Raw genomic sequence first — 20,549 nt, 5'->3', positions numbered from 1 at the left:
TCAAGTCGTCATCTGAAATACCAAATCCAGGTAAACCTGGGCATTTCCTTTATTTAGATATTCAACTTCTTCAGCACCTCCAAATGCAAGAATTGGAGTAAAAGTAAATACCTCGTGTTTTTCCAATTTCCCCAGTTGTTTGAATGCTTCAACAAACAGTTTTTCACGCAGCCAAATAGTCCGGTCCTCTTCGTCTAATAAAAGATCTTCCAGGAAGCCCTTCATACTCAAAATCAATGTTTTGATTTCGCGGTATTGGATATCAATGATGCAAACATCTTCGTCCACTTCCGTCAGTCTTCGGTAATAGAACAATTCTCCGAATGCGCTGATTGCAAAGGGAACATAATTGAAAACTTCTTTTCCCAGCCATGTCCATAAGTTGTCTTCAAAATCTGCCGGATTGACAAATTCGATCAGCCCGTCGTTGTATTTGCCAAATCCGCTGGTTTTCCAGATCTCAATCAATGATTCCGGGACTTTTTGCTGATAACGTTCGATTATTTCTGTTGGTGCGGGAGTACAGTCTTCAGCAGGATGGTAGAATGATTTGAAATTTTCAAGCATATTCTTATAAATTGAAAACGTAAAGTTGACAATTGAAAAGAAGAGAAAGCGCTGCTTTCACTATCAATTCGTCTTGGTGGACCGATAAATCTGCATCGTAGATATATATGAAACCAAATCTTGTCAATTTTCCATTTTAAATTATCAATTGGATTAGTCTTCGTCCTGGTAGGTCGTTTCCTTCAATTTGAAGTCTTTCCGGATTTCAGGGTGTGATATCTCGCCACCCGAATTCCCGACTTCTTTGGCAAAGTAAGCAGCGATTACCCCAACAATCAGTACAATGATCGAAGCGGGCATTGCCATTGATTTTTTTCTGAACTCCAGGAATAATGCGATGATCGATAAGGCTATTATTCCCCACATGATAGGCATTAATTCCTCTGCATGTTCTTCGTGGATATGGATCAGGGTTTCGGTTTCTTCTGTATTTTCCAATGTTTGCTGAATGGCGTCCGGGCAATCTTGAGAAAGAGTACGTTGTTCTACCGCTTCTTCAACAAAATGTTCTGCGCCTTCTCCTGTTGCATCCGAAATCTGTGCCGTAATCCCTGCAATTACAAAAAGCAATAAGCCTACCCTTCTGGTGACGGAGGATTTTGCCAGAATTCCGATTAACAGAACAATAATTCCCAAGATCAATCCGATGATTGGAAAATGGTTAATAATTAAGTGCGAATGTGCTGCGTTCATAGTTGTTTAATTTGCTTCGAAAATACAAGAATAAAATAAGAGAAAGCAAAGCTTTCGGTAAAAATCTGCCACAGCAGATTACGTGAATTCTTCAATTATATGAATAAAGCAAAGCTTTCGATAAAAATCTGCCACAGCAGATTATGTGAATTCTTCAATTATATGAATAAAGCACAACTTTCGATAAAAATCCGCGTTAGCGGATTGCATGGACATTTAATCCTGCAGGAGCGAAGCAAGTCTTTCACCTATTAATGAACCGATTGCGACACCCATTCCGCCGAGACGAACCCCGACTGCCACATGGGGCTGTACCTTTTCTATGATCGGTCCTTTTTCCGCACCGATACCCATGGTTCCGGACCACCTGTAATCAATTGTAAAATTGGTATTCGGGATGATTTTTTCTTTTAAGAGGTGTTCCAGGGCGTTTTGGATCAGATCGGTTTGGTCCAACTCGAAGGTGTTTTCAGCCATGAAATCCAGGTTTCTTCCGCCGCCGAATAAAATCCGGTTTCCGACATTTCTGAAATAGTAATAACCTTTGTCCATGTGAAAAGTCCCTTTTACCTGGAGATCCTTGATTTCAGAAGTCACCAAAACTTGTGCTCTTGCGGGTTCTACGGCGAGCTGAGGCAAGAGCTTTTTAGCAAACCCGTTGATGGTAATTCCTACTTTTTTGGCTTTGATTTCTCCGTAATTGGTTTCGATAAATGCTTCATTTTGGTTCGTTTGCACCTGAGTTACTTCAATGCCGTTCAATACCACGATTCCTTTTTTTGCCAAATCTTTTTGAGTAGCCAGAAGTAATTTCCCGGTGTCGATTGCCCCTTCCAGGCGATTGAAATAACCGCCCTCGAATCCTTTGAACCCAAATTTTCCATTCACATTTTTCTCGAAAGAATAACAATTCTTTTTACCGGTTATAAACTCAATCTGATGATTCAGGTATGCTAGTTTTGAGCCATAAAACATCCGTTCGTCTTCATCCTTAATCAGGTCGTAAGAACCGCAATTTTCATAATTCAAATCCGAGGAAGAAAAGCGCTGAAGCAATCGCTCCAGTCCTTCGTAACGCAATTTCACCGTGTTCCATACGCGCTCTTCCGGCATCTTTTCAAGGTCGTCCAAAAGTTCCGTAACACTTCCGAAACAAGCAAATCCTGCGTTCTTTGTGCTTGCTCCAAGCGGCAGGTAGCTGCGTTCCAGGACCACGATTTTCGCATCCGGATGCTGTCTTCGGAGTTCCAATGCGCAGGCGGAACCTACTATTCCATTTCCAACTATCAGAAAATCAATCCCTTCCAGAAGCGTAACTTTTTCCCAAAAACTGAGTTGTTTAAATTGAATCATAGCAGCGAAAATGAACTTTTTTACCGATATTTGTATGAATAAGTTGACTAATTTAAACCAAATTTAAATTCGGTTGTACTGCGACTAGAATAAACTAAAAACATGAGAGTGAGACTCCTTATTTTAATTTCCTTTTTCTTTCTGACCAATCTTGTTTTTGGACAGATCGATATGAACTTTTTCATCAAAACGACGAATTATACAACGGGTAAGAAGGAGTCGGGTGTTACCGTTAAGCTGATGGAAGGTTCCAGCACAGTGTCTACGATGACTACGGATGCTTCAGGCGAAGTGAAATTATTGCTGAAAGCGGGAAAGAAATATAAAGTCGAAGTCTCAAAACCGGGAAAAGTTTCGCGTATCCTGAATGTGAATGTTTCAAATGTGAATGATGAATTGCTTCAAGGAACCGCAAAACCGGAAGGTCAGGCACAGATTTCATTGTTTGACGAACAACCGAATGTAGATTACAGTTATGTCAAAACAAATCCGATTACAGAGTTTTATTTTGACGGTCAAAATACCGTTTTGCAATACGATGAGATTCTTGCCGAAAAAATGGCCAAGAAAATCGAGAAAATCATGAAGGATGCTGAAGCCTCCCAAAAACAAGGAGAGGCCAATTATAATTCCATTATCAAACAGGCAGATGCCTTGTTTGCCGCAAAAAAATACGAAGATGCTTTGGCTCAATACGAAGCGGCGACCAAAATCAAGGGAAAAGAAACTGAAAAACATCCGAATGACCGGATTATTGAAATCGATGGAATCCTGAAAGCCGCAAAATCAGCAAACCTTGCAAATTCCCAACTGGATAGCGAATACAAAGCATTGATTACGGCTGCGGACGGGTTGAGAGACCAGAAAAAATACCCGGAAGCGATCGCTCGTTACCAGGAAGCTCTGACCAAGAAGCAGGAACAATATCCGAAAGACGAGATTGAAAAGTGCGAACAAGCTATTGAAAATGCGAAGAAGGATGCAGAAAATGCTGCGAAGTATGATGCTGCGATGAAAGGAGGGGATCAATTCTATGCTCAGAAGAGCTGGATGGCTGCCAGGGATAAATACAAGGAAGCATTAAAGATTCGTCCGGGTGATGCTGCTGCAACCGCAAAACTGGCTGACTTGGAAGGTAAGCTAAATGCGCAAAAATCCGAGCAGGAGAAAAAACAAAAATACAATGATGCGGTTGCTGCCGGTGATGCTTTAATGGGCGAAGAGAAATGGAATGAGGCTGTTGCCAAATACAATGAAGCACTTACGTTTGAAGCTTCTGCAACCTATCCGAAAAGCAAAATTGCCGAAGCAAAAGTGAAATTGGATGAGATCGCGAAAGCAAATGCCTTGAAAGAACAAATCGCGAAATTAATCACAGAAGGAAATACGGCACTGGCTGCCAAACAATATCCGGGTGCAAAAGCAAAATTCGAACAGGTACTGGCCCTGGACAAGGAGAATGCAGAAGCAAAAGCTAAGATTGAGGAAATCAATAAGCAGCTTGAATTTGAAAAAGCAAATGCAGAGAAAATTGCCAAGGCAAAACAGTTGGTAACCGAAGGAGATGCTTTGGATAAGGGATTAAAATATGCGGATGCAAAAGCAAAGTACCAGGAATCCTTAACATTAATTCCCGATGCTGCCGTTCAGGCTAAGATCGATGCAATGGATGCCAAGATTCTTGCTGAAGGGAAAAAAGCAGAGCAAAAAGCGAAATTTGACCAGGCAATCCTGGATGGTGACGCGGCTTTGGCCACTTCTAATTTCGAAACAGCGAAAAAGAAATACGAAGAAGCACAATTACTGGACGCGGCGTCACAGGTCCCGAAACAAAAACTGATCGAACTTGCGAAAAAAGAAACTGCCGCAAATGCTGAGAAAGACAAAAACCAAAAATACCAGGAGGCATTGAATGCAGGTGTGACCGCGATGGGTGCGAAGGATTATACGACTGCAAAGGAAAAATTCCTGTCTGCGACTACCATTGATAATACCAAGAAAGAAGCGAAAGATAAATTGGCAGAGGTTGAAAAGATTCTTGCTGACAACGCACAGGCTGCTGCACAGAAAGATAAATATACAGCTGCCCTGAAAGCTGGGAATGATTTACTGGGACAAAACAAATTAGCCGAAGCAAAGAAGAAATTTGAAGAAGCTCAAACGTTGGATCCTGTTCAAACCGAACCGAAAGAAAAGATTAAAGAAGTGGAAGCTTTAATTGCGAAAGCAGATAAAGAAAAACAAATCACCCAGTTGTTGGCTGATGGTGCTGCTGCATTGTCCAGAAAGGATTTGAGCGGAGCAAAAGGGAAGTACCAGCAGGTTCTCGCATTGGAACCTACAAATACTACCGCATCTGAAAAGATGACCGAAATTCTGAAATTGGAAAACGACCAGGCAAGTGAGGCTCAAAAGCAAGCAACTTTCGATAAATTGAAAGGGGAAGGAATGTCGTTCCAAAACCAAAACAAGTATGCGGAAGCAAAACAGAAATATTTAGAAGCCAAAGCAATCAAATCAGATGAAGAAATTGAAAAAGCGATTATCTGGTGTGATAAGAAGATCGCAGAAGAATTAAAAGATGCGGAACTGAACAAAAAATACAATACCATTTTAGCGGAAGCGAAAGAATTGGAAGCTGCCAAAAAATACGATGAAGCAATCATGAAATATGGTGAAGCTTTAACTGTGAAAAATGAGCAGGAACCCAGGAATCGTATTGATGCGATTAAAGCGCTGAAAGCTCAGAATGCAGAACAACAAAAAGTAGAAGAGCAATACCTTGCTGCAATCAAAAAAGGAGATGACCTGGTTTCGGCAAAGAAATATACCGAAGCGATCCAGTCCTACAATGCTGCATTGGTTTTAAAACCGTATGAAAAATTACCGGTAGAAAAAGCGGAAAATGCGAAAAAACTTTCGGAGCAGGAGACCAGTGACGGTGATCAGGCTTACCAGAAAATTATTGATGTAGGAAATAAGGCATTTGAAGAGAAGAATTATATAAAAGCAAAAGAGATGTTTAATCGCGCGATCAATTTCAGACCTGCCGATCAATATCCGAAACAAAAACTGCAGCAGATCGCAGACCTGGAAAAAGAAGAAAAATTAGCTCAGGATCAGCAAAACCAGTTTATTAAAAAAATGGCCGAGGCGGATGGATTGGCAAAAGCCAATAAATTACCGGAAGCAATTAGCACATATAAAGCTGCGAAAACGATCAAACCGGATGACATTACACCGGACAAAAAAATTGCAGAGTTGGAAGCGTTGCTTGCCAACAAAGTCGACCCGGCAGCGGAAGAACAAAAATTATACGAAGCGGCTATGTCTAGAGGAAATAATGCTGCTTTCAGTAAGGATTATAACGGTGCGATTTCCCAGTACGAGGAAGCTTTAAGACACAAAGCAAAGGATCAGACCGCTGTAAATAAAATTGCAGAGATGCGCCAGATCCTCGATGACATTGCAAAGGAAAATGCTGCAAACAAGGAACTACAGTCTTTGATCGCTGCCGCTGATCAGGAATTCAACAACAATAAATGGTCTGATGCAAAATCTGCATACGATCTTATTTTGACGAAGTTCCCTTCCAATGCTTACGCATACGAGCAATCAAAGAAATGTGAGATTAAATTGAAAGAAGAAGCTGATGCCGACAAAGAGCGGATTTACAGAAATATTATCAGCAGTGCTGATGATAAGTTTAATACTAAGAATTATGACAAAGCGAAGGAACTTTATGAGCGTGCGGTTACTCAAAGGCCAGCTGATCCATATCCGAAGCAACGATTGAAGGAAATTCAGAACATTACCAGCCAACCTGTGGCAAGTAAGACAACTCCCGAACCAAAAATTCAGACAGTGGAATTAAAAAGTTTGGGGGAAGAAACAGACGACTCATTTATCGAAGGAGCTGCCAGATTACAAAAAGCGAAAGAAACACGGAAAGGCAGAAGAACCAGTAAAATGGTGGAAAAACTTCGCGGGACTACCGATAAAAACAATGAATTGACTAAAAAGCAAAATAACTCTGCATTATCTGCTGATAGTACTTTCGCTGAGATCAGGGTGGATAACAGTGCCCGGGATGCAGCTGCCAATGCAAAAGTTCAGAACAATGTTGACGTTATGAATCAGAAGTCTGATGAAATGACTAAAAGTAAAGAAGAGTACAGCACGATCAATCAATTGAATATTGTAAACCAGAAAGAACAACTGGAGGCTGCAGAGCAAGCGGTGATTGTTTCAAACAATGCATTGGATGGTTCAGCGGTTGATAACAATGAAGCGCTTAAAAAAGCGACAACAAACCTGGGCAATACGGGGGTTGAAATGACGAATGAAGCGTATTCCGACATTACAAAAAATGAGGAGACGTTTACGGACATTCGAACCAACCAGGAGAAAAATTCCATTGATGATTTTGAAGAACGTCTTGCGGAAGAAAAGAAAGTGAAAGATGCAGCGATTAAACAGACCGAACTAATGAATAAAAATTCGAATCAGGCTGCTGAACGAACGGTTGAAACAAAGGAAGTGTTGAAAAATGTAGAAAACAACATTACCATTAAAACAACTGATGACAAAAATCTTTCTTTGAATAATGAGGAAAAAATGAAGGAGATCGAAAAGGTTCAGTCCGAAAAGAAACTTACAAATGACCTGGCGCATGTAGAAAATACGGCACGTTTTGCAGATAAAAACAGTGAAACGGCAAAAGTAGTTGCAGAAGCAATATCCAGCAGAATTGAGGTGCATCGTGAAAATATAGAAGTTGTTGAAAATAAAAGAGATCAAAAGACAGAGATCGACAGAGCAGATTATAATAAAACATATCTGAAAAATATTGAAAATAAGAAATTGTTGAATGAAAAAGTTTTGGAAGCGGAAAAGAGAGAAGAATTACCTTCCATTGCTGCAGCAGAGAATGAAAAAGCCTTTACAGAAATTCAATATGCAAATACCCAATCACAGCTCGAGCAGCAAAAAATGAATGATGACAAGATTGTCGAGAATAAAAACAAGATTACGCATGTTCAAAACCAGGTTCAGGAAAATAGTGGTGAGAACAGTCATTCAGCGGAGAATGATGCGCTGATCAAAAATTCTGTCAAAGAACTGGGGACCAGTACTCAAATTATAGCTGAGAAAAGTGATGAAAGAGCTATCTCTGCTAAAAAAGCGATTGACGAAATTGAATCAAAACAACCTGAAAAAACAACAACAGGAGCTTATGATGTGGATCTTACGAAATACAAGGAAGGTGTAAATCAGGAGCAATTCGATCAGTTGGGAGCTGACGGTTTGGTTTCCGCAGTGGTTACCCGAAGAGTTGTTGTGATTGATGGAAAGGCAAATGTTTACTTGAGAACTCAGACGATGAATATCGTGACATATTCGAAAAACGGACAACCTTGTACGGAGTTGATCTGGCAAAAAGAGACGCAGGATGCGAAACTGAAACGCAATTATTAATTTCTTTTTAATTATAAACAAGCCGGGGCGGAAAATTTTCCGCCCCGGCTTGTTTTTGTATGGCTCATTTCGGTTAATTTCGATTTTTAAATTTAATTTCTGTTTTATGAATGTTCATTTTATAGCAATCGGAGGAAGCGCGATGCATAATTTAGCAATAGCTTTGTCTCGAAAAGGAGCGAAGGTAACGGGTTCCGACGATGAACTATTTGAGCCTTCAAGAACACGGCTGGAAAATCAGGGAATTTTACCCGAAGCAATTGGCTGGTTCCCTGAAAAGATTACAGAAGATTTGGATGCCGTGATTTTGGGAATGCATGCTAGAGAGGATAATCCGGAGCTGTTAAAAGCAAAGGAATTGAATATTCCGATCTATTCTTACCCGGAATATTTATATGAACAGAGTAAAAATAAATACCGGATTGTGATTGGCGGAAGTCACGGGAAAACAACAATTACTTCCATGTTGCTTCATGTCGTGAATGCACTTGGATTGAATGTGGATTACATGGTGGGCGCTCAGTTGGAAGGGTATGACTGCATGGTCAAACTGTCTGATGAAGCTCCGTTCATGATCCTGGAAGGAGATGAATATTTAAGCTCTCCTATCGACAGAAGGCCGAAGTTTCACCTTTATAAACCCAATACGGCGTTAATCAGCGGCATTGCCTGGGATCACATCAACGTGTTTCCAACTTGGGAAAATTATGTGGATCAATTCCGAAAATTCTGCGAGGTAATCGAACCGAACGGAATACTGATTTACAATATCGAAGATCCGGTTTTAAAAAGTCTCGGAGAAGAATTTGAAGAAAGATTAGATACCAAACCTTATCAAACACCGGTTTACCGGACAACCGGTACGGGAACGATCATGACATTCGACGGAAAGGAATACGAGTTACAAATCTTTGGAGCTCACAACCTTCAAAATCTTGTTGGAGCTATGTATTTGGCCGAGTCAATGAATATTTCCAACCATGATTTCTTACGTGCTGTCAGAACGTTTAAAGGAGCAGGAAAAAGGCTTCAAAAGGTAGTGGAATACGATTCGTTCACGATGTTTAAGGATTTTGCGCATTCCCCTTCGAAGTTGAAAGCGACTACCTCTGCTGTGAAAGAGCAATATCCGAATCGAAAAGTAGTTGCCTGTATGGAATTGCATACGTTTTCTTCTTTGAGGAAAGAGTTCTTACCACTTTATGACGGAGCAATGAATGCTGCAGATGAAGCACTGGTTTATTTTAGTCCGGCGGTAGTGGCGCACAAGAAATTGGAACCGCTGACTATTGAGCAGGTTCAGGCTGCTTTTGGAGGAAAGGTAAAAGTTGTGAACGATACACAGGAAGTATTAGATTTCATTCGTGCAAAGAATTGGGACCATTCGGTTTTATTGATGATGTCATCCGGTAATTTCGACGGGATCGACTACGATAAATTGGGTACAGAACTAGTGTCTGGGCTGTCTGAATAGGACGCGTCGATAAATGATGGTCAATATCAATGCATTGATAACGGAAAGCATAAGCATTCCCAGGAGTGAAATGGTCATAACCGTACTGGCCTGATACCACGGACGGATACTTTCTGCTGATTTTTCCAGGATTTCTTCTTTCGAATATGCTTCGAACTCAGGTCTCTCTGCTTTGAATTTCTTCAACTCTTCCGGATTATTCACCATTTTCTCCATGGATTCCTGGATCACTGCAATTTGGTTTTCATTGTAAGCCGGATCAATTTTCGCATAATACAGGTAGATTAATCCACCTACAACCAAGGTATAAATCATCCCGATCCCAAGAATGGACTTGATATCACCTAATGCACTGCTTTCACTTCTGACTTCCTTTCTTTTTTCAACAATGCTTCCGATAGACATTGCAAGAAGCAAACAAAGGATGTTCCACATGACCTGAATAGGATATTTCTCTGTAGTCTGAAGAACCTGAAAATAGAAGAAGCAGTATTTTCCTAAAAACCAAATACCTGCAAACAATAAGGCAATTTTTGTTGATGTGCGCATGGGACAAAAGAAAAAAATCCTCCGGATTCAGTCCTGAGGATTCAAATTTATGAATTCATTGATACTAAAAATTCTTCATTGGAACGGGTGTTCTCCATGTGTCCTTTTACAAACTCCATAGCTTCCACCGGATTCATATCAGCAATGAACTTGCGTAACAACCAGATTCTTTGAAGGACGTCTTTTCCGACCAACAAGTCTTCACGTCTTGTTCCGGATGCCAAAATATCGATTGCAGGATAAATTCTTCTGTTTGAGATCTTGCGATCCAATTGAAGTTCCATGTTACCGGTTCCTTTAAATTCTTCGAAAATGACCTCGTCCATTTTGGAACCTGTTTCCGTTAGTGCCGTTGCAAGAATAGAAAGTGAACCGCCATTTTCAATTTTACGGGCAGAACCGAAGAAACGTTTTGGTTTGTGTAATGCATTTGCATCCACACCACCGGAAAGTACTTTCCCGGAAGCCGGTGAAACCGTATTGTATGCACGTGCCAAACGCGTAATGGAGTCTAATAGGATACACACATCGTGACCACACTCAACCATGCGTTTTGCCTTTTCCAGTACGATATTTGCCACTTTTACATGGCGGTCAGCCGGTTCGTCAAATGTAGAAGCAACCACTTCTGCTTTTACGCTGCGGGCCATATCTGTAACTTCTTCCGGACGCTCATCAATCAACAATACAATCAGGTAAACCTCCGGATGATTTGCCGCAATTGCATTTGCTACGTCTTTCAGCAACATGGTTTTACCCGTTTTTGGCTGGGCCACAATCATTCCGCGTTGTCCTTTCCCGATCGGTGCAAATAAATCCATTACTCTTGTCGACATGGATTCGTCTTTGTGACCGGTCAATTTGAATTTTTCGTCCGGGAATAATGGTGTAAGGTATTCAAAAGGAACGCGATCACGGATGTATCCGGGATCTCTTCCGTTAATGGAGTCTACTTTTACAAGCGGAAAAAATTTCTCACCTTCTCTTGGTGGACGAATCGTTCCTCTAACGGTATCTCCGGTTTTTAAACCGAATAATTTGATCTGGCTTTGAGAAACATATACGTCATCCGGAGACGGCAGGTAATTGTAATCGGAAGAACGTAAAAATCCGTATCCATCCTGAATAACCTCCAAAACACCTTCAGCTGTAACAATTCCAACCAGGTTGTAAGCTTCTTCATCCACTTTTTCTTCCTGTTGGGCCTGATTTTGTTGCTGTTGACGATTCTGGTTCTGGTTTCGCTGTTGATTGTTATTATTCTGGCGATCCTGATTTCCCTGATTATTTTGGTTACGCTGCTGATTTCCCTGGTTCTGAGGAGCGTTCTGATTTGGAGTATTTTGATTTTCGCCGGGATTGTTTTGATTCTGCTGGCGATTTTGATTTTGGTTCTGGTTTCGCTGGTTTTGCTGGTTTTGCTGATTCTGAGGTTTTTTATTTAATAAACGCTCAAAAGGTTTGGGTTTATCAGCTGTTTTATTTTCCTGGGTCTCTCCTTCAGCAATTTTTGGAGTCGTGTCATTTGAGGTAACAGGAGTTTCAGCTTTGGCTTCAACCGGAGCGTCTTCTGTAACTGTAATTCGTTTACGCTTCTCTTTCGGAGGATTTGAGGTTTCTTGTTTTACTTCGGCAATTTCCGTTTTTGGAGATTCCGGAGCATCGGCAGAGAATAAATCTACAGCAGGAACTTCTGTTGCAGCTGTAGCTGCCGGCGAGATACGATCTGCTTTCGACTCAACAGCCTTTTTAGCTCTGGGTTTAGCCGGAGCTTTTTCGGTTTCAGTAGTTGCAGTACTTGCCGCATTCGCCTGGATCTGTTCGATCAATTCGTTTTTCTTGAATGATTCCACTTTCTTCACTCCAAGAGATTTAGCAATTTCCCTTAATTCTGGTAATAACTTACCGTTTAAGTCTTTATTATTCATATAAAATTTTGGACTAGTTGTTTGTATTCGAATGAATACGTGCGAAAAGCAATGTGATTTTAATAACGATGATGCAATATTACAAATATTCCTTAGACGAACACTATGTATTCACTTTTTTTCGAAAAAAAAACCGTTTTGTTTTCATCATTATCCTGTTAAATTTGTGCTCACGGCAAAAAAAACGCTATAATATTAATTTCAATAATAGTCGCATCATGTTCCTTTGTGGCTGTTTTTGTCCATAAAATCAATAGATTATGAATGCAATAAAGTCTCCCTTTTCATTATTCTGGTATGTAACCATTTTTATGCTTTGCGGAGCACTTTACTATTTGCAGAGCTTATTCCCCGCATCCAATGCATTGGTTTTTCAAATCCTCCGCTTTGCATTGATGGGGTATTTGATGGTGATCTCGTTCAAGCGTAAAAAATTGTCGCTTTGGATTTTCGTTGCGATGCTTTTAGGTGTTGAAGTAGGTTTGGACCTGCCATTTATAGCTGCCTATACTCAAAAGTTCAGCGATATCTTCCTTCGAATGGTGAAAACACTGGTGGGGCCGCTTTTGTTTGCTACTCTGGTAGTTGGTATTGCGGGCCATGGAAATATTCGTCAGGTAGGACGAATTGGATTGAAGTCGATTTTGTATTTTGAAATTGTAACCACTTTTGCATTGTTTATCGGGTTGTTGGCTATTAACATTTCACAAGCCGGAAAAGGAGTGGATTCCGGTTTGATTACAGATTCGTATAAGGAGAAGGCAGCCAAATATATTGTAGGTGCACAGGAACAGCATAAGGATCACATTGTAGAAATTTTCCCGGAAAGTGTTGTGAAGTCAATGGCTGAAAACAATGTTTTGCAAATTGTGGTGTTTTCGGTGATTTTCGCCATTGCTTTGAGTTTACTCAAGAATACAAAGCAAAAGGAAACCATGCTGACCTGGACTGAAAGTCTATCGGAAATCATGTTTAAATTCACGGATATTGTCATGTATCTTGCACCTTTTGCCGTATTCGGTGCTATAGTCTCGACTGTTGCCAATTCGGGTGTAGAGATATTATTGAACTTATTTAAACTGGTAGCGACTCTTTATGTTACCCTGGTGGTTTTCGTTGTGGTGGTATTTCTGCCGATTGCCTGGTTGGCAAAAATTCCGATCAAGCGCTTTTTCAATTATGTGTACGAACCGATGTCCATTGCATTTGCAACGGCAAGTAGTGAGTCTGCGTTGCCTAAAGCTTTGGAAAATATGGAAGCGTTCGGTGTTCCAAAGAAAATTGTTGGATTTGTCTTACCAACGGGGTATAGCTTCAATCTGGACGGAACGACTTTATACCTTTCAATGGCAACTGTGTTTATCGCGCAAATGGCAGGAGTAGAGCTTACAATCGGGGAACAAATCGCAATTTGTGTAACGCTAATGCTTACGAGTAAAGGTGTTGCGGGAGTGCGGGGAGCTTCTTTTGTTATTTTGGCTTCTACAGTAGGCGAATTTGATAAACTGGCACCCCATGTAGAAAAGACAGCGATCATTTTCGGCGTAGATGCATTGATGGATATGGCACGAACTTCTATCAATGTGCTGGGTAATTGCCTGGCATCTGCCGTTATCGCACGAAGTGAAGGAGAACTTGTCCTAACAAAAAACGACGAATAGCTTGAATCATTCGTCGTTTTTCAATTCGTTGTACTTTCACTTACCGTGTATCCATCGGATCATGCGATTCGCAAAAGCATTTGGTTAAGGTTCTATTGATGTGCTTTACAACCGTGGAACTGCATTTTTAAATCCTCAGCCGAAGCCATTTGACCGTCTGTTTCTTCTTCGGCGATATAGTCCTGAGAGGAAAGCGAAGAAACAGCTTGATCGGGTGCTTCTGATTCAGTAGAACAGGATTGTAACCCGTTTATAAAGAATAGTGTGAAGCAAAATAGTTTTAACCTCATAATCATGGAGCTAAGATAGCCGATTCGACTTTCTCACCCAATTCGGATTGTATTTTTGGCTGTTTTCGTCGAATGAAATGTTGATTTCGTCGATTGTCGAAAGGTGCTTAAAGTGATGCTTTAAATCTTACTTCAACTTATGCTTTAAGTGTATTCCCGTATAATTGTTTTTTACCTTTACCAATTCTTCCGGAGTGCCTGTAAATTCAATAGTTCCACCATTTATTCCACCTTCAGGACCAATGTCGATAATCCAATCTGCCGCCTTAATCACATCCATGTTGTGTTCGATGACAATGATGGAATGCCCGTCATCTACCAACCGATTGAATGCGATCAGCAGCTTTTCAATATCAAAAAAATGAAGTCCGGTTGTTGGCTCATCAAAAATGAAAAGTGTTTTATTGCTTTTTTGTGCACCTTTGATCAGGAATGAAGCCAGTTTGACGCGCTGTGCTTCACCGCCGCTTAACGAACTGCTGGATTGTCCCATTTGCAGGTATCCCAAACCAACATCTTCCAGCGGTTGAATTTTTTGAACGATTTTTTCTTCCAATTTGTCTTTCCCTTCCTTGAAAAATGCCAGGGCAGAGGAAATATCCATATTTAGAATGTCGGAAATATTTTTGTCGCGGTAATGAATTTCCAGGGCTTCCTGACGGTAACGGCTTCCTCCGCAAGATTCACATACCAAATGTACATCGGCCATGAATTGCATGCTGACGGTTACAACACCTTCTCCTTCACACATTTCACAGCGCCCGCCTTCCACGTTGAACGAGAAAAATCCCGGTTTATAGCCATTGTGTTTTGCCGCGTTTTGTTTGGCAAACAATTCCCGGATGTCGTCAAAAGCCTTTACATAGGTTACAGGGTTGCTTCGGGAGGATTTCCCGATCGGATTTTGATCAATCAATTCAATTTCAGCAATACTGGAAAGGTCACCTTCGATGCGTTTCACATTTCCCTGGTGATCTCCATATTGTCCCAGGTATTTGCGAATGCCCGGATACAATATTTCTTTGACAAGTGTCGATTTTCCTGAGCCGCTTACCCCGGTCACTGCTACGATGCGATTCAACGGAAAATCAACCGATATGTTCTTCAAGTTGTGTTCTTTCGCACCAATGACTGAAATTTTATTCTTTCCGTTTCTGCGTTTCTTTGGAACGGGAATTTCACGAACCCCGGTTAAGTATTGTGTCGTAAGACTGGCATTGTTTTTCTTAAGTGCGTCGAATTTTCCCTGGAAAACGACTTCTCCACCGAATTTTCCGGCTGCAGGACCGATGTCAATAATTTCATCAGCATGAAGCATCATGTCTTCTTCGTGCTCTACAACAATGACCGTATTTCCGATGTCGCGCAGCTTTTTCAGCACACCGATCAACCGTTCTGTATCTCTCGGATGTAACCCGATACTTGGTTCGTCCAGAATATACATGGATCCGACCAAACTGCTTCCCAGCGATGTTGCCAGGTTAATTCGTTGGGATTCCCCACCCGAAAGTGTATTGGCAGCCCGGTTCAAGGTTAAGTATCCTAAACCGACTTCACATAAAAATGAAAGACGTTGCGTAATCTCCGGTAAAATCCGGTTGGTGATTTTCAATTCCAGCGGATCCACTTCCAGTGTTTCGAAAAACTTCAATGCATTTTCAATGGGCATTAAAACCAGTTCTTTGATACTGATCCCGCCAACCTTCACATAGTTAGCATCTTCTCTCAACCGCGTTCCATGACATTCCGGGCAAAGTGTTTTTCCCCTGTAGCGTGAAAGCAGTACGCGGTATTGAATTTTATACGATTGGCTTTCTACGAATTTAAAGAATCCGTTAATTCCGGCAAAATGGCTGTTTCCATTCCACAGGGTATCCAATTGTTCTTCCGTCAGCTCTTCCACCGGTCGATGAATCGGGAAGTCGAATTTCCGTGCATTCCGGACCAGTTCTTCCTTGTATTCACCCATGACTTCACCTTTCCAGGGAACAACTGCACCTTCGTAAACGCTTAAACTGGGATCCGGGATCACCAGGTTCGGGTCAATCCCGATAATAGAACCGTAACCTTCACATGTCTTACATGCTCCAAACGGGTTGTTGAAAGTAAACAGGTGAGGAGAAGGTTCTACGAAAGACATATTGTCCAGTTCAAAACGATTGGAGAAAGTGCGTTCCTCCATACTTCCCATATGAATGACTGAACAATCCCCGTGACCTTCCATAAATGCCAGTTGAATGGAATCTCCGAGCCTTCCGGAAAAATCAGGATCCATGTCCTGGGTAACGATCCGGTCTACAACGATCTGGATCGAATCGGAGAGATTGAAGTCTTCTGTTTTGAGGTCTTCGAGTTGTTTGAGTTCGTGGTTGTGCATGATGCGTACATAACCTTGCTCCTTGAGCAATTTCAGTGTTTTCTCGATCCCGTATTTTTCAAGGGAAGGAAAAGGCGCCGTAATCAACAGCCGAATCTCATTCTCCAGGCTTGCGATATAATTGATGACATCTGTCACCGAATCTTTTTTAACCTCATTTCCTGAAATGGGAGAGAAGGTCTTACCGATCCGTGCAAATAATATTTTGAGGTAATCGTAAATCTCCGTAGTTGTGCCAACCGTTGATCGCGGATTATTGGTTATTACCTTTTGTTGAATGGCAATTGCCGGAGCAATTCCTTTGATGAAATCTGTTTCTGGTTTATCCAATTTCCCTAAGAACTGACGCGCATAAGAAGAAAGGCTTTCAATGTACCGTCTTTGTCCTTCCGCATACAGGGTATCGAATGCCAGGGAAGACTTTCCGGAACCCGAAAGTCCTGTAATGACAGTGAACTTACCATGTTCGATCTTAACTTCCAGATTTTTAAGGTTATTGACGCGTGCGCCTTTGATGTGAATGTATCTTTCGGACATAGTACAAATTTCGGAATTAATTGCGAATTCCGAACGGATATGAATAACGAATTACATGGAATTTCCATGATTTTTCAGAAGACCTTCTACTTGAAATAAGTGATGCAGGTAAAAGGGGGTAACCTTGAATCTGAAATTGGTTACTTGCATTCACAATTTTTTAAGGTTTTTTTTGATTTTATTCTGAAAAGTTCTATCTTTCCAAAAATAATTCATAGAGCCTATAGAAAGAATTCTACTTTAAACTGTTAATAAACAACTGGTTACACCTTTAAGAGTAGAGTTATGGCTATGAAATTTCTAGACGATCAAGTCCTTATTCATTATTATTTAGAAGGAAACGAACAAGCTTTTGAAGTTCTGTTGATGCGTCATAAAGACAAAATATACCGTTCCATTTATCACAAGATCCGTGAGCGCGAAATTGCGGAAGATATTTTTCAGGAAGCATTTGTGAAGATCATTCAAACATTGAAGTTGGGTAACTACAATGAAGAAGGAAAATTTTTACCTTGGGCCATGCGCATTGCACAAAACCTGGTGATCGATTATTTTCGTAAGAACGGAAGAATGAAACTGGTAAGTGAGCGTAATGCGAAAAGTGAGGATTTTACTATTTTTTCCGTTCTTAAAATGGAGGAATTGAATATCGAACAGAGTATTTCCAAAACAGAACTGGAGACACAAATGATCGAACTGATCCAACATTTGCCTGAAAGTCAAAAAGAGATCATTGAAAAACGCATTTTCCAGGACCTTTCATTTAAAGATATTGCAGAAGCAGAAAACATTTCAATCAACACGGCATTGGGAAGAATGCGCTATGCGTTGATTAATTTAAGGAAGTTGATCGAGAAACACCAGTTAGTTACGGATCTCGATTAATTGTTAGCTACCATATATAAAATAGGATCCCTTTCACGCTGTGGTGGAGGGGATTTTTTTGTGGTTCTGCTCTGCTAATGCTTACGCTGATCGCATGCCGCCAGTAGTTCTTCACTTTCACATAACCGCTACCGTGGAGCAAGGTTAGCGATGGCACAAGCTTCATCATAGGTTACCACACTCACTATATTAAGTAATACAATCAATTGATTTAACCTGGAAAGAAGTGACTGGTAAAATACATGTAAAAAGCCCCTGAAATACTATCAGGAGCTCAGGTTATTGGTGTCAACCTGTCTTTTACTCCGCCGGTTGAAACAATCCGCTGATTGCAATTCTATTCCATGAATTGATCGTTACGATAGCCATAATGATCTGAGCCAAATAATTCTCTTCGAACGTCTCGCTTGCCTCCTTGTACAAATCGGACGGAATTCCTTCCTGTGAAATCAGTGTTACTGTCTCGGTCAATGCCAGGATCACGCGTTCTTCTTTCGTATACAGATCATTCACTTCTCTCCAAGCGTTCAGTAAAACGATGCGTTGAATAGTTTCACCGTGTTTCAGTGCATCTTTCGTATGCATGTCGATACAATAGGTACAACCGTTTATTTGGGAAGCGCGTATTTTGATTAATTCCTGGTGTGTTTTTGTCAGGGTACTTTTTTCAATGTAACCTTGTAATCCATACATTGCTTTTGTTGCTCCGGGTTCTGTTTCCAGAATGTTGATTCTTTTTTCCATTTTGTTTGTTCTTTAGATTTACCTAACAAAGGTCCGGAACAAATCCTGGAAAAAACTTAAACTGGTTTAAGAACGGTTTTTTCTTCGAAGCTCACTTAAATATTCCGGGGTGAGACCAAGGAAGGAAGCCAGTAAATACTGAGGAACACGTTGTACGAACTTCGGATACGAATCGTAGAAATGGAAGAAGTAATCTTCTTTGGACATGGTGTATAAAAATTTGATTCGCATTTGGTAGGCCGCAAAAGCCCGTTGGTACACAAAACGGAAATAGCGTTCCATAATGGGGAAATCCCGGTAGAGTTTTTCCAATGACTGTGCTTCAATAGTCAGTATTTCCGAATTTTCCACGGCCTGGATGCTGAATAAGGCTTCGGTTTGGAATTCAAAAGCACGATTATCGGACATCCACCAAGTTTCCAGGGCAAATTCGGTGGTTACTTCAACTCCTTTCTCATTGATCAGGAATTTTCGAAGGCAACCGGTCAATACGAAGTATTGGTAACGACAACTCCTGCCTTCTTCCTGCAGGATCTCTTTTTTTGATACTTGGATGGCATTGAAATAGGTCATAATTGCCTCAAATTCTTCATCTGAAACAGTAATAAACTTAGAAATATGTTGTTTAAAGATTTGTGACATAGAAACTAATGCTTCGCCTTTTTCTTATCCTGTTTTCTGCCTTTGTAGGTTTCCCGTGCAAGTCTGTAGGTGTGTTTTATTGCTCCTTTGCCCGGTACGATTTTCTGATGTCCCGGAATAACCCATTTCGCTTTAGGATACTTCTTCATTAGGTTTTTTGCAGCAACAGGCCACATTCCGATATTCGCATCCGAAAGGTTTCCCAGGTCTTCAGCTTCTTCAGCCTTGATAAAGCATCCCCCGACGAGGATTTTGTCCGTGGGGAAATACACAACAATATTATCAGAGGTGTGACCTGCTCCCGGGTAATATGTTTCGAAAACCGTTTTTCCAATGCGAAAAGTCGTATCCCCTTCAAAGGTGTACTGTGCCTGTGGGAAGTTGTTTTCCCGACACAAATTCCTGGTAGCATAAGTACTGTAAGTGGCAATTCCTTTTTTTCTATAATAATCCAATCCTGCACTCCGGTCTTCATGCCAATGTGTGGAAATGACCAACAATACTTTTTTGTGGAATCTCAGATCGATGGAATCCAATAAAGGTTGAAATTGAGTGGTATCCCACGGAGTGTCGATCATCACTACGCCGGCAGAAGTAATTTTCAATAGGCCATGAGCAGAAAAACGGACTTCCTTATAAACCTGGTAAGTTGTGAAAACATATGAACTGTCCGAGATTTTTTTGAAATCCAGCTGTGCATTTATCCCGAACGAACAAAAACAAACCAGTGAAAAAAGAAGCGTTTTCATACTTACAAACCTACGGATTTATCTTCGTCTGTTCATTCTTTTTTGCTGGTTTTCTTGCATTTTCAAAGCAATATGGTCAACCACTTCATAAGATGTTAAAGCTCTTAGATGATTCATGAAGCTAAGTGCCATTTTGTAACTCGAAAACTCATAAATAACAATCTTTTCATCTCTCTTTGTGTACACAGCCACATTGTATGTAATTGACTTGCTTTTTACGGTCGGGCCGGAGCCATAAAAAGCCGGAGCGGTAAGCATAGGAGTATTGTATGAATTGTTTTCTATCGATAAGTATAAATGAAAACTATCCGGATGGTTAATTTTCCTCCAGTTTCCCCACTTGAAACCAAACAATGATTGGAATTTTCGAAACTCCATTTTTTCAGCGTCGAATTCCAGTCCGCTTTCGATTGATCCCAAAAGAACACAGGTAACAGCAAGGATTATTCCCAAAGGGAAAAAGAGTACAAAACTAATCGCAGATGCGATGCCGCAGAATAGCAGGGGAATGAGGTAGTTAAATGTTTTTCCCTCACTGAAAACAAGGGGCGTTGAAGCTTGGTTCATTGAAAATAAAAAAATGAAGATGAAAATTAGGTGAAAGTTTGGTTCATGAAATGGA

At 40.8% G+C, this 20,549-nt stretch carries 15 protein-coding genes; 4 read left to right on the top strand and 11 right to left on the bottom strand.

What is annotated here, in order from left to right; all coding sequences use genetic code 11:
* From FO442_RS01830 to FO442_RS01820, 3 genes are all read right to left on the bottom strand, one after another.
* Entirely contained in the window at positions 1-567 is a 567-nt protein-coding gene (locus tag FO442_RS01830; RefSeq protein WP_144331429.1) for a T6SS immunity protein Tdi1 domain-containing protein, read from the bottom strand.
* A gap of 153 nt (positions 568-720) precedes the next feature.
* Positions 721-1,260 carry a hypothetical protein gene (locus FO442_RS01825; RefSeq protein WP_144331428.1) on the bottom strand — a complete coding sequence of 180 codons (540 nt, stop codon included), beginning with the start codon at positions 1,258-1,260 and terminating at the stop codon, positions 721-723.
* A gap of 216 nt (positions 1,261-1,476) precedes the next feature.
* Positions 1,477-2,613: an NAD(P)/FAD-dependent oxidoreductase gene (locus FO442_RS01820; protein ID WP_144331427.1), complete on the bottom strand. Its 1,137-nt coding sequence runs from the start codon at positions 2,611-2,613 to the stop codon at positions 1,477-1,479.
* A 102-nt stretch (positions 2,614-2,715) separates the two neighbouring features.
* On the opposite strand from FO442_RS01820, the gene FO442_RS01815 reads away from it, so the two are divergent.
* Both FO442_RS01815 and FO442_RS01810 read left to right on the top strand, forming a co-directional pair.
* Entirely contained in the window at positions 2,716-8,091 is a 5,376-nt protein-coding gene (locus FO442_RS01815; protein WP_144331426.1) for a hypothetical protein, read from the top strand.
* Positions 8,092-8,197: 106 nt separating this feature from the next.
* Positions 8,198-9,565 carry a UDP-N-acetylmuramate--L-alanine ligase gene (locus tag FO442_RS01810; RefSeq protein ID WP_144331425.1) on the top strand — a complete coding sequence of 456 codons (1,368 nt, stop codon included), beginning with the start codon at positions 8,198-8,200 and terminating at the stop codon, positions 9,563-9,565.
* On the opposite strand, the gene FO442_RS01805 is transcribed toward FO442_RS01810, so the two are convergent.
* The gene (locus tag FO442_RS01805) at positions 9,542-10,114 is read right to left on the bottom strand and encodes a DUF4199 domain-containing protein (RefSeq protein WP_144331424.1); all 573 of its coding nucleotides are present in this window, start codon (positions 10,112-10,114) and stop codon (positions 9,542-9,544) included. The two genes, FO442_RS01810 and FO442_RS01805, sit on opposite strands and share 24 nt — an antisense overlap.
* Before the next feature lie 47 nt (positions 10,115-10,161).
* The gene (rho, locus tag FO442_RS01800; RefSeq protein WP_144331423.1) at positions 10,162-12,042 is read right to left on the bottom strand and encodes a transcription termination factor Rho; all 1,881 of its coding nucleotides are present in this window, start codon (positions 12,040-12,042) and stop codon (positions 10,162-10,164) included.
* Positions 12,043-12,302: 260 nt separating this feature from the next.
* Here rho and FO442_RS01795 point away from each other — a divergent pair, with 260 nt between their 5' ends.
* Entirely contained in the window at positions 12,303-13,703 is a 1,401-nt protein-coding gene (locus tag FO442_RS01795; protein ID WP_144331422.1) for a dicarboxylate/amino acid:cation symporter, read from the top strand.
* A gap of 92 nt (positions 13,704-13,795) precedes the next feature.
* On the opposite strand, the gene FO442_RS01790 is transcribed toward FO442_RS01795, so the two are convergent.
* Together FO442_RS01790 and uvrA are read right to left on the bottom strand one after the other, a co-directional pair.
* The gene (locus tag FO442_RS01790) at positions 13,796-13,993 is read right to left on the bottom strand and encodes a hypothetical protein (RefSeq protein WP_144331421.1); all 198 of its coding nucleotides are present in this window, start codon (positions 13,991-13,993) and stop codon (positions 13,796-13,798) included.
* Positions 13,994-14,120: 127 nt separating this feature from the next.
* Positions 14,121-16,907: an excinuclease ABC subunit UvrA gene (gene uvrA / locus FO442_RS01785; RefSeq protein WP_144331420.1), complete on the bottom strand. Its 2,787-nt coding sequence runs from the start codon at positions 16,905-16,907 to the stop codon at positions 14,121-14,123.
* Positions 16,908-17,192: 285 nt separating this feature from the next.
* On the opposite strand from uvrA, the gene FO442_RS01780 reads away from it, so the two are divergent.
* A complete protein-coding gene (locus FO442_RS01780) occupies positions 17,193-17,792 on the top strand; it encodes an RNA polymerase sigma factor (RefSeq protein WP_144331419.1) in 600 nt (199 codons plus the stop codon).
* A gap of 300 nt (positions 17,793-18,092) precedes the next feature.
* Here the strand turns inward: FO442_RS01780 and FO442_RS01775 are convergent, their stop codons facing one another.
* The 4 genes from FO442_RS01775 to FO442_RS01760 all read right to left on the bottom strand — a co-directional run bounded on the left by FO442_RS01775 (position 18,093) and on the right by FO442_RS01760 (position 20,494).
* Positions 18,093-18,536, bottom strand: a complete 444-nt coding sequence (locus FO442_RS01775; RefSeq protein WP_144331418.1) for a carboxymuconolactone decarboxylase family protein — start codon at positions 18,534-18,536, stop codon at positions 18,093-18,095.
* 66 nt (positions 18,537-18,602) lie between these two features.
* Positions 18,603-19,178, bottom strand: coding sequence for a Crp/Fnr family transcriptional regulator (locus FO442_RS01770; protein ID WP_144331417.1), 576 nt, complete (start codon positions 19,176-19,178; stop codon positions 18,603-18,605).
* Positions 19,179-19,183: 5 nt separating this feature from the next.
* Positions 19,184-19,927: a subclass B1 metallo-beta-lactamase gene (gene bla, locus FO442_RS01765; protein WP_144331416.1), complete on the bottom strand. Its 744-nt coding sequence runs from the start codon at positions 19,925-19,927 to the stop codon at positions 19,184-19,186.
* An 18-nt stretch (positions 19,928-19,945) separates the two neighbouring features.
* The gene (locus FO442_RS01760) at positions 19,946-20,494 is read right to left on the bottom strand and encodes a hypothetical protein (protein ID WP_144331415.1); all 549 of its coding nucleotides are present in this window, start codon (positions 20,492-20,494) and stop codon (positions 19,946-19,948) included.
* Positions 20,495-20,549: the final 55 nt, after the last annotated feature.

Origin of the sequence: Fluviicola chungangensis, from assembly GCF_007558725.1 — a bacterium.
In the GTDB taxonomy this organism is placed as follows: Bacteria; Bacteroidota; Bacteroidia; order Flavobacteriales_D; family Crocinitomicaceae; genus Fluviicola; species Fluviicola chungangensis.
Note: the sequence above shows the minus strand (reverse complement) of the source record. Positions and strands in the feature narration are given on the sequence as shown.

Coding starts and splice junctions, on each gene's coding strand:
- FO442_RS01830 (WP_144331429.1), bottom strand. CDS start 567: ATGCTTGAAAATTTCAAATCATTCTACCATCCTGCTGAAGACTGTACT.
- FO442_RS01825 (WP_144331428.1), bottom strand. CDS start 1,260: ATGAACGCAGCACATTCGCACTTAATTATTAACCATTTTCCAATCATC.
- FO442_RS01820 (WP_144331427.1), bottom strand. CDS start 2,613: ATGATTCAATTTAAACAACTCAGTTTTTGGGAAAAAGTTACGCTTCTG.
- FO442_RS01815 (WP_144331426.1), top strand. CDS start 2,716: ATGAGAGTGAGACTCCTTATTTTAATTTCCTTTTTCTTTCTGACCAAT.
- FO442_RS01810 (WP_144331425.1), top strand. CDS start 8,198: ATGAATGTTCATTTTATAGCAATCGGAGGAAGCGCGATGCATAATTTA.
- FO442_RS01805 (WP_144331424.1), bottom strand. CDS start 10,114: ATGCGCACATCAACAAAAATTGCCTTATTGTTTGCAGGTATTTGGTTT.
- rho (WP_144331423.1), bottom strand. CDS start 12,042: ATGAATAATAAAGACTTAAACGGTAAGTTATTACCAGAATTAAGGGAA.
- FO442_RS01795 (WP_144331422.1), top strand. CDS start 12,303: ATGAATGCAATAAAGTCTCCCTTTTCATTATTCTGGTATGTAACCATT.
- FO442_RS01790 (WP_144331421.1), bottom strand. CDS start 13,993: ATGAGGTTAAAACTATTTTGCTTCACACTATTCTTTATAAACGGGTTA.
- uvrA (WP_144331420.1), bottom strand. CDS start 16,907: ATGTCCGAAAGATACATTCACATCAAAGGCGCACGCGTCAATAACCTT.
- FO442_RS01780 (WP_144331419.1), top strand. CDS start 17,193: ATGGCTATGAAATTTCTAGACGATCAAGTCCTTATTCATTATTATTTA.
- FO442_RS01775 (WP_144331418.1), bottom strand. CDS start 18,536: ATGGAAAAAAGAATCAACATTCTGGAAACAGAACCCGGAGCAACAAAA.
- FO442_RS01770 (WP_144331417.1), bottom strand. CDS start 19,178: ATGTCACAAATCTTTAAACAACATATTTCTAAGTTTATTACTGTTTCA.
- bla (WP_144331416.1), bottom strand. CDS start 19,927: ATGAAAACGCTTCTTTTTTCACTGGTTTGTTTTTGTTCGTTCGGGATA.
- FO442_RS01760 (WP_144331415.1), bottom strand. CDS start 20,494: ATGAACCAAGCTTCAACGCCCCTTGTTTTCAGTGAGGGAAAAACATTT.